The organism is Brevibacterium yomogidense (assembly GCF_016107685.1).
Lineage (GTDB): Bacteria > Actinomycetota > Actinomycetes > Actinomycetales > Brevibacteriaceae > Brevibacterium > Brevibacterium yomogidense.
Genome location: NZ_JABASY010000001.1, coordinates 757002 through 768790 on the forward strand (window position 1 = coordinate 757002; position 11789 = coordinate 768790).

General features: G+C 69.3%; 7 protein-coding genes. 4 read left to right on the forward strand and 3 right to left on the reverse strand.

Going from position 1 to position 11789, the window contains the following annotated elements:
* Positions 1–219 precede the first annotated feature (219 nt).
* Positions 220–1671, forward strand: a complete 1452-nt coding sequence (locus JFC09_RS03205; protein ID WP_198392504.1) for a sodium:solute symporter family protein — start codon at positions 220–222, stop codon at positions 1669–1671.
* A gap of 350 nt (positions 1672–2021) precedes the next feature.
* Positions 2022–3809 carry a urocanate hydratase gene (hutU, locus tag JFC09_RS03210; RefSeq protein WP_232483030.1) on the forward strand — a complete coding sequence of 596 codons (1788 nt, stop codon included), beginning with the start codon at positions 2022–2024 and terminating at the stop codon, positions 3807–3809.
* Positions 3810–3994: 185 nt separating this feature from the next.
* Here hutU and JFC09_RS03215 read toward each other — a convergent pair whose 3' ends face one another.
* The 3 genes from JFC09_RS03215 to JFC09_RS03225 form a co-directional block, all read right to left on the reverse strand.
* Positions 3995–5584 carry a BCCT family transporter gene (locus tag JFC09_RS03215; RefSeq protein WP_332839625.1) on the reverse strand — a complete coding sequence of 530 codons (1590 nt, stop codon included), beginning with the start codon at positions 5582–5584 and terminating at the stop codon, positions 3995–3997.
* A gap of 404 nt (positions 5585–5988) precedes the next feature.
* Entirely contained in the window at positions 5989–6309 is a 321-nt protein-coding gene (locus JFC09_RS03220) for a TM2 domain-containing protein (protein WP_198392506.1), read from the reverse strand.
* A 112-nt stretch (positions 6310–6421) separates the two neighbouring features.
* Positions 6422–8407, reverse strand: coding sequence for an immunoglobulin-like domain-containing protein (locus JFC09_RS03225; protein ID WP_198392507.1), 1986 nt, complete (start codon positions 8405–8407; stop codon positions 6422–6424).
* A 272-nt stretch (positions 8408–8679) separates the two neighbouring features.
* Here JFC09_RS03225 and hutI point away from each other — a divergent pair, with 272 nt between their 5' ends.
* Both hutI and hutH read left to right on the forward strand, forming a co-directional pair.
* The gene (gene hutI, locus JFC09_RS03230; RefSeq protein ID WP_198392508.1) at positions 8680–9867 is read left to right on the forward strand and encodes an imidazolonepropionase; all 1188 of its coding nucleotides are present in this window, start codon (positions 8680–8682) and stop codon (positions 9865–9867) included.
* Positions 9868–10081: 214 nt separating this feature from the next.
* Positions 10082–11785, forward strand: a complete 1704-nt coding sequence (gene hutH, locus JFC09_RS03235; protein ID WP_198392509.1) for a histidine ammonia-lyase — start codon at positions 10082–10084, stop codon at positions 11783–11785.
* Positions 11786–11789: the final 4 nt, after the last annotated feature.

Here is an 11789-nt window from a genome sequence, read left to right on the forward strand (position 1 = left end):
CAGCCCGGACGGACTGCGTTCCCACGACGTTCGCAGCGGCGGGCCCGGGGCCGGGGCCTGAGCCGAGGCCCGAGGCCCGAGCCGGGGGCTGGGCCGGGGCCTGGTGAGGCTCCGACCCGGTGGCCTGCCGTTTCCCACTGCCCAGTACTCTCTGAGGTGCACGACGGAGAGGGCGCAACCCCTGCTGTCGGTTCATGACTGCGGAACAGGGGAATCGGAATGACTGATACGACGATCATGACGCTCATCATCGTCGCGTACCTGGTGATCGTCGCCGTGATCGGGCTTGCGGGCACCAAACTCATCACGGGTTCGGACGACTTCATGCTGGCCGGGCGGCGACTGGGCCCGTTCATGGTGATCGCGGGTCTGACCGCCACGCACATCGGCGGCGGCGCCGTCATGGGTGTGAGCGAGGACAGCTACGTGTTCGGTGTGAGCGGTGTCGCCTACAGTGCCGGCACCGCGCTGGGGCTCATCCTCCTCGGAGTTCTGTCGGCGAAGAAGCTGCGGAGCCTGTCGCTGCGCACGATCACCGACTACCTCGCGCTCCGCTACAACTCGAAGCTGGTGCGCGGTCTGGCGTCCGGGCTCTCCATCGTCGCGGTGACCGGCATCGTGGCCGCGCAGGTGAACGCAGCCGGCGGGGCGCTGGCGATCCTGGGGATCGATCCGACTGTCGGAGCCGTGGTCGCGGTGACGCTGTTCATCGCCTACACGGTGTTCGCGGGGATGTGGGGAGTGGCCCTCACGGACGCGGTCCAGGTCCTCATCGTCGTCATCGGTGTGCCGATCGCCGCTATCGCCGGACTGCGGGCCGCCGGTGGGTTCGAGGGGCTGCGGACGTTCGTGGAGTCCAGCAGCGACATCGTGACCGCCGACTACTTCTCCCCGGTGGGCATGGGCGTCATGGCGATGCTCGGGATCATCACCCCCGTCGTCATGTACGACCTCATCGGCCAGGACTTCTACCAGCGGCTCTTCTCCGCGCGGAGCGCTGCGATCGCCCGCGGCTCCGCCATCGTGGCGGGTCTGCTGCTCCTGGTCTTCGCGATCTTCCCGGTGATCGGCGGCATGAGTGCGCGTGCACTCTTCAGCGACCTGGAGAACTCGTCGTCCGCGCTGCCGACCCTCATCACCGAGGTCCTCCCCATCGGCCTCGCCGCCGTCATCGTCGCCGCGATCCTGGCCGCCGTCATGTCGACGGCGGACTCTCTGCTGATCGCGGGCAGCACCCACATCACCAATGACTTCTACCGGGAGATCATGGGCCGCGACCCGGACGGCGACAGCAAGCGGACCCTCGTCGTCGCCCGCGTGTGGACGCTGATCCTGGGCGTGGCCGCACTGGTGTTCGCGCTCAGCGTGCCGGGGATCATCACCGTGCTGGCGCTCGCCTACACGATGTACGCGTCCGGTGTCTTCGTGCCGGTGATCGGCGGTCTGCTGTGGCCGCGCGCCACCCGGGCCGGAGCGCTCGCGGCGATCATCGCGGGATCCGTAGGCGGGCTCGCAGGGGTCTTCGGGCTGGTCGACTACGGCAGTGTCCCCGAGGTCGTGGTGGGCGGTGGCGTGTCGCTCATCGCCTTCGTGGTGGTGTCGCTGCTCACGAAGCCCGCCGACGAGAAGGTCGGCGAGGAGCTGCGTCAGGAGCTGGCCGCCGAGGCCTGAAGCGACCCTTTCTCTCCCGGAGCTGGCTGCCGCCGCCTCAGATCTTGCCCGAGGCGTCACCTCGAGCCGTCGGCACCTTCTCGCCCGGTTCCCGTTCGCCTTCGTTGATCGAGTGAGTTCGAATCGGCCATCGTGAGGCCAACAAAGGGCCGAATTCAACTCACTCGTTTGCCCCTGACCTCGGACGTTTGCCCCTGGCCTCGAGTCACTCGAGAAGGCCGACATGTCCGGCATGTCGGACACTTGCGCACCCTTGACCTCTTCTCCGACGGCGCGCGGCACTGGACGATGGTGAGCAACGCACCCGCTCACGCGATCCGCACCGCGCGATCCACATCGGAGGAGCCGCCATGTCCCAGCCGAATCCCGCCTCGTCGCACACCGCGCAAACCGCAGACACTACCCGCACGCAAACCGCACACGCCGCGCCCACCACTCGCACCACGCACTCCCACACCACTCATGACCCGTCCCGCTCGATCCGCGCCCCGCGCGGCACGGAGATCACGGCGAAGTCGTGGCAGACCGAGGCACCCAAGCGCATGCTCATGAACAACCTCGATCCGGAGGTGGCGGAGCGGCCGGAGGACCTGGTCGTCTATGGCGGCACCGGTCGCGCGGCCCGGTCGTGGGAGGCATACGACGCGATCGTCCGCACGCTCGACGAGCTCGAGGACGACGAGACGCTCCTCGTCCAGTCCGGCAAGCCGGTGGGTGTCCTGCGGACCCATGAGTGGGCGCCGCGCGTCCTCATCGCGAACTCGAACCTCGTGGGCGACTGGGCGAACTGGGAGCACTTCCGGAAGCTCGAGGCGGAGGGCCTCATGATGTACGGCCAGATGACCGCCGGGTCCTGGATCTACATCGCGACGCAGGGGATCCTGCAGGGGACCTACGAGACGTTCGGTGCGATCGCCCGCAAGCGGTTCGGCGGCACACTGGCTGGCACCCTCACCGTCACGGCCGGCTGCGGCGGGATGGGCGGCGCGCAGCCCCTGTCCGTCACGCTCAACGGTGGCGCGTGCCTCATCATCGACGTCGACCGCACGCGGTTGGAGCGCCGCCGGGCGAAGCGCTACCTCGACGAGGTGGAGACGGACCTCGGCACCGCACTCGCGAAGGTGGTCGCCGCGAAGCAGGAGAAGCGCGCCCTGTCCGTGGGGCTGGTGGGCAACGCCGCCGAGGTCCTGCCCACCCTGCTCGACCGCCCCGAGGCCGCAGACGTCGACATCGTCACCGACCAGACGTCTGCACACGACCCCCTGTCCTACCTCCCGCTGGGTGTGGGTCTCGAGGAGTGGCACGAGGAGGCGGAGCAGGATGAGGAGAAGTTCACGCTGCGGGCGCAGGAGTCGATGGCGAAGCACGTCCGCGCGATGGTCGAGTTCCAGGACCGCGGTGCGGAGGTCTTCGACTACGGCAACTCGATCCGCGACGAGGCGCGCAAGGCGGGCTACGACCGCGCGTTCGAGTTCCCGGGGTTCGTCCCCGCCTACATCCGGCCGCTGTTCTGCGAGGGGCTGGGGCCGTTCCGCTGGGTGGCGCTGTCCGGTGATCCGCAGGACATCGCGGTGACGGACGCCGCGCTCAAGGAGCTGTTCCCGGAGAACGAGCACTTGCACACCTGGCTGGACGCGGCGCACGAGTTCGTCGAGTTCGAAGGGCTGCCGGCCCGCATCTGCTGGCTGGGCTACAAGGAGCGTCACCAGGCGGGCCTCCTCTTCAACAGGCTCGTGGCCGAAGGCAAGGTGTCCGCACCCATCGTGATCGGACGCGATCACCTGGATTCCGGATCGGTGGCCTCGCCCTACCGGGAGACGGAGGGGATGGCCGACGGCACGGACGCGGTGGCCGACTGGCCTCTGCTCAACGCCCTGGTGAACACGTCGTCGGGTGCGACGTGGGTGTCGATCCACCACGGCGGCGGAGTGGGCATGGGGCGGTCGATCCATGCGGGGCAGGTGTCGGTGGCAGACGGAACGGACCTCGCCGCGCAGAAGCTCGAGCGGCTGCTCACGAACGACCCGGGCATGGGTGTGCTGCGGCACGTGGACGCGGGCTACGACCGTGCCCACGACGTCGCTGCGGAGCGTGGCATCTGGGTTCCCAGCGACGAGGAGCTCGACCACCGGGCGTGACGCGGGGATGACCAGTTGTGCCGAAGGGCCGCCGCCGCATGTCGCATGCGGGGGCGGCCCTTCAGTTGGACCGGCCCTTCATCTGGAAAGGGACGCGGGCGGCACATGTGAACGAGGCGCCAGTGCGAAGCCGGCGGGCGCCTCGGGCTCAGGAGCTCAGCTTTCGCCGCCCCGGTCGGGGGCGGTCAGTCGAGAGGAACCGCTCCGACGGAGGCGCCCGGCACCTGCTCGTCGCAGTCGAAGGCCGTCTGTACGCTGCCTCGGGTCGCGTTCTGCACGGCGTTGAACTCTTCGTCGCCCCGCAGCTCGATGACGAGTGAGATGCCGAGCAGCGCCACGATCAGGGTGAAGGGCAGCGCGGAGAGCATCGCGGCCTGTTGGAGGGCGGCGAGACCACCGACCAGCAGGAGCACGACGGCGGTCAGCCCGGTGACCAGACCCCAGACGAGGAGCACCGTTCGTCGGGGATTCAGCGAACCCTGTGAGGACAGCATGCTGAGCACGAACGTGTTCGCGTCCGCCCCGGAGACGAAGTAGAGGACGACGAGGATGATCGCGATGATCGACGTGATCGTCACGAGCGGCAGATGCTCCAGGGTGGCGAAGAACGCGGAGTTGATGTCCTCGAGCGCTGCCGCTCCGATCTCACCGCCGCCGTTCATGTCGATGTTGATGGCGGTGCCACCGAAGATCGTGAACCAGAGGAAGAAGACGAGGCTGGGGACTCCGACGATTCCCGCGACGAACTCGCGGACCGTGCGGCCCTTCGAGATCTTCGCGAGGAACACCCCGACGAAGGCTCCCCAGCTCAGCCACCACGCCATCATGAAGTAGGTCCACCACTGCATCCACTGGACGTCTTCCGGTGTGCTCGGAGTGATGAGGCTGACGGTGAAGAACTCGCTGAGGTACTGGCCCACCGACCGGAAGAACAGGTTCGACAGGAAGTTCGTGGGGCCGACGATGAGGACGTAGACGCCCAGTCCTGCGGACAGCAGCATCGTGGTCTGGCTGAGGTATTTGATGCCGCGGTGCACGCCGGACAGGGCGGACAGCGTGAAGAGCACCGTGATGACGGCGATGATGACGATCTGTCCGACGAGTGAGGACGGGATGCCGAAGACGCCGTCCAGCCCCTCCGCGATCTGCGCCGCGCCGAGCCCCAGTGAGGTCGTCGTGCCGAAGAGGGTGGCGATGACGGCGAAGATGTCGATGACCTTCCCCAGCCAGCCGTCGACACGCGCGCCGAAGATCGGGCGGAGCATCGGCGAGACGAGGCCCGGGCGGTTCCGGCGGTGCGTCGAGTAGGCGATCGCGAGGCCGAAGACACCGAACACGCCCCACGCGTGGGGGCCCCAGTCGAAGTAGGAGAACTGCATGGCGGTGACTGCCGCGTCCATCGTTCCTGCTTCCGCACGTCCGTGCGGGGGTGCGGCGAAGTGGGAGATGGGCTCTGCGACCGCGTAGCTGATGAGGCCGATGCCCATCACGGCGGAGAGGACCATCGCGAGCCATGCCCACGTGCTGTACTCCGGGCGTGATGCGTCGGGTCCCAGGCGGATCGTGCCGTAGCGGCTGAGTGCCAGGTAGATGAGCAGCGCGATACAGCCGAGCGGGACGAGGAGGTACAGCCAGCCCACGCTGCGCGCGGTCGCGTCCATCGCGGACGTCATCGCATCGTTGAGAGAGGTGGAGGAGACCGATGCCCAGAGGACGAAGAGCGCGATGATCGAGAGCGCTCCCCAGAACACGGCGTCGACCGGGCGGGGCCGCACGGATGGCGGGAGTGCCGGGGCTGCCGGTGTGGCTGTGGTGCCTGGGGCTGCCTGGGCGGCCTCAGCCGAGGGGGCGGGCTCAGCCAGAGTGGCTGACCCTGCCGGGGCGGCCGGAGGGGGTTCAGGAGGGTCGCTGGTCGTACTGCTGTCAGAAAGGTCCATGGTTCCTTAGATCTGCTGAGGGGGAGGTCCGCGCAGGCAGGGGGCGACCCGGTTCACTGCGTGCTGGCGGACGTTCAGAGCCGTTTCGGTGTGCACGGCGCGGTACACACTAGCCCCGAACGCAGGTGGGGACCCTGCCGTAATCGTCCCTCCGGCCGTTATGGGACGGAGCACACAGAAGAACCGCCCCCGCGTGTGGACGCGGAGGCGGTTCTTCGACAGAGGCTGACAGCCTGTTCGAGTCACATCATCTCGGTGATGTTCCCTGCGGTGATGGCGGCGGAGCAGCCACCGGAGATCATGCCGAGGACGATGAGGACGATCGTGACGATGCGGGTGACCTTCTTGTGCTGCTCGAATCCTTCAAGCGAGCGCCCGTCCTTGTCACGGGTGTTGCCGGTGAGGACCAGGATGAGGTCGATGAGTGCCCAGATCCCGAAGCCGCCGGCGGTGATGAGCTTGAGGATGCCCGTGCCGATCTTGCCCAGGTAGAAGCGGTCGATTCCGAGGGTGCCCAGGAACTGTGCGAGGGCCCAGGTGACGAGGTAGGACTTCTGATTCATGACTCCAGAGTACTGCGGGGCAGCTCATCGACGGAGTTTTCGCATGTGTCAGTTCAGCCACCCCTGCACGGGTGGCCCGACCGCGTCGTGGGTGCGATCGGGCCGCCCGCGGTCACACCTTCCGGCGGCGGGCGGCGACGAGTGCGGCGATGCCGGCGCCCAGCAGTGTCACGCCTGCGCCCAGACCGGCGAGCGTCGCACCGGTGCGGGGGAGCGCGCCGTCACCGGAGCCACCGTCGCCGGAGCCACCGTCGCCCGAACCGCCGCGTCCGTCGTCGCCGTCCCCGTCCCGGCCGTCGTCCCCCGGCGCGTCGGACGGGCTGTCGGTCGGCTGGTCCGTGGGCTCGCCAGTGGGCTCACCCGTCGGCGCGTCGGACGGGCTGTCCGTCGGGTCGCCTGTCGGGTCCTCGGTGGGGGCTGCGGACGGGTCGTCGGTCGGGTCGGGGGAGGGGGCCTCGGCGACGGTGATGGTGCGGGTCGCGGTTCCCTCGTTCCCGGCGGTGTCCGTCGCGCGGTAGGTGAGGTCGTAGGTGCCGGCGGTGTCCGTGTCGACAGTGCCGTCGACCGTGATGCCCTCGTCGGTCAGCTCACCGCAGGTGTCAGAGGCGTCCACCCCGGCCAGCGGGTCGAAGTCCTCTCCGACGGCGACCGTCGCATCACCGGGGGTCTCGATCTCCGGGGCGGTGCGGTCCTTGACCAGTTCGACCTTGTCGATCTCCTCACCGGTGTCCACGCGCACTGTCGTCGTCGTGATCGAGCACTCGCCCACCGCGACGTTCGCGGTCGTGGGGGTGAGGGACTGGTCTCGCACCGCCGCCCACGGAGTCGTGTCCTCCGGCTCCAGGTCGTAGTACTTGCTGCCCGACGACGAGTTCGCCGTGATGTAGAGCAGCTCGTTGCCCTCCGGGTGTACCTGGTCGTGGCCCTCCGGCGCCTGCGTCGTCTCCTCGCTCGCGACGTCGACGCCGTCCATGAGGTGCGTGCGCGCATAAGAGTGGTCGTGGCCGGCCAGCACCATGTCGATGCCGTCGATCTCCGCGAGGATGGGCGCGAACGCCTCCCGGATCTCCTGCCCGTCCGTGTGCGCATGCTTCGCCGCGCTGTAGATCGAGCGGTGGAAGGTGAGGATCGTCCACGTCGTCTCCTCGCCCTGTTCGGCGATCGTCTGCTCGATGAACTCCCGGTGCGACTCGAAGTCGCGGTTCTCCGTCGAGATGTTGAGGTGCAGGACCCCGTTCTGCGTGAACCAGTAGTTGCCGCCGGTCGGGTCGCCCTCCCACTGGTTCGGCAGGTTGAAGTGCTGGCTGAACAGGGCCTGCGGCTCCGACCGGTTGAAGTCGTGGTTGCCCAGCGTCTGCGCGGACGTCTGCGTGCGCATCTGCTCCGGCGCGAGGTAGCCGCGGTACTCGTCCGGGTTGCCGGAGTACGTCTGGATCTGATCGCCCGCGGACAGGAGGAAGTGCGCGTCGGGAAACAGCTCGTCCGTCCGGTCGAGCGTCGTCTGCCACCCGGCGCCGTCGTTCTCGATGCTGTCGGAAGACCCGATCTGCGCGTCGCCGATGAACGTGAACTCGTGCTCGATGTCCTCGTCGTGGTTGCGGAACCGGATGACGTCGGACCAGCCACCCTCGTCGCTGCCCACACGGTACGAGTACGTCGTGTCCGGTTCCAGCCCGGTCACCGTCGCGTGCACGTAGTCGTTCGTGCCGTCGTCGGATGCGCCGTGCGCCGTCTGCTCGAACGCCTGCGCGTCCTCCGGCAGGGTGTCGTGCTCACCGGCCGCGATCTGCACCGATTCGTCGACCCCGGAGTCCGTGAACCACGACAGGTTGCGCTCGCTCGCGTCCGAACCCACGCCCAGCAGGATCGACGACTGGCCTGCAGACTCCGGCGCCTCGTCGCCGATGCCGTTCGCAGGGGCCGTGTCGTCGGCAGGCTCCGTGTCGTCCGCAAGGTCGTGCGGCGCGGTGGTGCCGCTCTCCACGTGGGTGACGGGGGAGACGGTGTCCGAGGGCGAGGTCGTGGCCGCTGCGGCGACGGCCGGGCTCAGCAGGGTGAGAGCGGCAGTGGCGGCGACGAGCCTGGTCAAGCGAGTCATGGGAGTCCTTCGATGGGCGCGGTTCGGGTCGTCCACGACGCTAGGGTCTGAGGATTCACTGACGGTGACCTCCGAGTGAACTGAAAGGTGTTGGTAGATGTCGAGATGGAAGGAGCTGCGCGGGTGTCCGACATGTCGGACACTGGGGTGGGAGACGCCCACCCGCGGGAGCCCTCAGGACCGCATACTGGCGGGAGGACGGGCCCGGCCCACACCCACCCGGCCGCACGCCCACCCGCCGAGCCCCGCCCCACCATCCGGAGGAGTCACCGATGACGACCCGCATCACCGGCATCGCAGAGCTGGTCACCAACGATCCTGCCCACGCACATCACGCGGACCCCGGCGACCGCCTGGGCGTCGTCCGCGACGCAGTCCTCGTCGTGGACGACGGGCACGTCGTCTTCGCGGGAACGGCCGCCGAGGCCCCACTCGCCTCTCCATCCGACGTCACCGTCGACGCTTCCGGCCGATCCGTCGTCCCGGGGTTCGTCGACAGCCACAACCACCTCGTGTTCGCCGGCGACCGCACGGAGGAGTTCGCCGCCCGCATGTCCGGGCAGCCCTATTCCGCCGGTGGGATCCGCACGACGATGACCGCGACGCGCGCGGCGACGGACGCGCAGCTGGAGGAGAACCTCGTCCGCCTGGTCGGACAGGCCCGCAGACAGGGCACGACGACGCTGGAGATCAAGACCGGCTACGGGCTCACGGTCGAGGACGAGCTGCGGGCGCTCGAGATCATCGCCCGCCATACGGACGAGGCGACCCTGCTGGCCGCCCACATCGTCCCGCCGGAATACACGGACGACCCGGACGGCTACGTCGACCTCATCGTCGAGGAGATGATCCCGCAGGCCACCGCCGCCCGGTGGATCGACGTCTTCTGCGACCGGGGTGCGTTCACGCCGGAGCAGACGGAGCGGATCCTCGTCGCGGGGAAGGCTGCGGGGCTGCGGCCTCGGGTGCATGCGAACCAGCTGGAGCAGGGCGAGGGGCTGCAGCTGGCTGCCCGCACAGGCTGCGCGTCCGCGGACCACGCGACGCACGCAACAGACGAGGACCTCGGCGTACTTGCGGAGTCCGGCACCGTCGCAACCCTGCTGCCCGGCGCGGAGTTCTCCACCCGCGCCACCTACCCGGACGCCCGCCGCTTCGTCGCCGCAGGTGTGGAGCTGGCGCTCGCCACCGACTGCAACCCGGGCTCCAGCTTCACGAACTCGATGCCGTTCTGCCTGGCTGTGGCGGTGCGCGACATGTTCTTCACGCCCGCCCAGGCGCTCTACGCGGCGACCGCCGGTGGTGCGCGCGCTCTGCAGCGGACGGATGTCGGCCACCTGAGCGCGGGGGCGCGCGCGGACTTCGCGATCCTCGACGCGCCCTCCTACGTCCAGCTCATGTACCGGCCGGGCGTCCCCCTGGTCGAACGCGTGTTCCTCGCCGGTGAGGAGCTCACGTGAGGCGGCGCCTCTACCGCTCGCGCTCCCACGCCGTCCGTTCCCACACCGTCCGTTTTCCAGTGGTCCGTTCCGTCCCGAACCCTTCCCACCCGGCCAGTTCCTTCCACCGTTTCGCCCGGCCCTTCCCGTTCCGCACTGTCATCCGTCACGATGGGGGTACGGGCGGCATCGTCGGCCACCACCGACTCCCATCGTTCCGCAGCAAGGAGGCTTCATGACCGACACTCCCACCGGCCGCCCGCACGCCGAGCCCACCCCCACGACCGGCCCCGCACACACCGCCGGCCCCGCCGCCACCACCGCAACCGGCACCGGCCCGCACGTCCGAGAGGTCGCCCTCGACCCGGACCGTCTGAGCTTCGCGGACGTCGTCGCCGTCGCCCGTCACGGCGCTCCCGTCACCGTTCCCGAGGCCGTCCGCACCTCCGTCGCCGCCTCCCGCGCCGCAGTGGACGCCCTCGCGCACGCGGATCGCCCGGTCTACGGGGTCTCGACCGGGTTCGGTGCGCTCGCCCAGCGGCACATCCCGCACGACCTGCGGACTCAGCTGCAGAAATCGCTGATCCGGTCCCATGCCGCCGGTGTCGGCACCCCCGTCGAGCCCGAGGTCGTCCGCGCCCTCATGCTCCTGCGCGCCCGCACGCTCGCGACGGGCCGCACGGGTGTCCGCCCGGAGACCTTCGAGACGTACGTCGCCCTGCTGAACGCGGGGATCACACCGGTGGTCCACGAGTACGGGTCGCTGGGCTGTTCCGGCGACCTCGCGCCGCTGTCCGCGTGCGCCCTCGTCCTCATGGGCGAGGGTGAGGTCCACGGACCCGCAGCGGACGACGGTTCCCCGTCTGCTCTGATCCCCGCAGCCCAGGCGCTCGCGGACGCCGGCATCGCCCCCGTGGAGCTGCGGGAGAAGGAGGGGCTGGCGCTCGTCAACGGCACGGACGGGATGCTCGGCATGCTCATCCTCGCCCTCCACGACATCGACGTCGTCCTCACGACGGTCGACGTCACAGCGGGCATGAGCGTCGAAGGGCTGCTGGGGACGGACCGCGTGTTCCAGCCGGACCTCCACCACCCGCTGCGCCCGCACCCGGGGCAGGCGGAGTCGGCGGCGAACATCCTCACCACCCTCGCGGAGTCGGGGATCGTCGCGAGCCACCGCGACTCCACCCACCTCGTCCAGGACGCGTACTCACTGCGGTGCGCCCCGCAGGTCAACGGGGCGGCCCGCGACGCGGTGTCGTTCGCCGCGCAGACCGCCGCCCGTGAACTGCGCGCCGCGATCGACAACCCGGTCGTCCTGCCCGACGGGACAGTGTCCTCGAACGGCAACTTCCACGGCGCTCCCGTCGCGTACGCACTGGACTTCCTCGCGATCGTGCTGGCGGACGTCGCGTCGATGGCCGAACGTCGCACGGACCGCTTCATGGACCGGTCCCGCAATCAGGACCTCAACCCGTTCCTCGCGGACGACCCCGGGGTGGATTCGGGACTCATGATCGCCCACTACACGCAGGCCGGTGCGGTGTCGGAGATGAAGCGGCTCGCCTCGCCCGCGAGCGTCGATTCGATCCCGTCGTCCGCGATGCAGGAGGACCACGTGTCGATGGGGTGGGCGGCCGCCCGCAAGCTGCGGCGGGCCGTCGACGCGTTCGCGAACGTCGTCGGCATCGAGCTGTACGCCGCCGCCCGAGGTGTCGAGCTGCGCGACGCGGCACCCTCACCTGTGAGCGTCGCCGTGCTCGACCGGCTGCGTGTCACGGTGCCCGGACCCGGGCCGGACCGCTTCTTGAGCCCCGAGCTCGAGGAGACGATCGGTCTGGTGCGCAGCGGTGAGATCCTCGCCGCCGCGGACTCCGCGGCCCACCTCGTCCGTGTTCTGCCCGAATTCGACTCTCCCCGCACTGATCCGACCCCCTGATTCG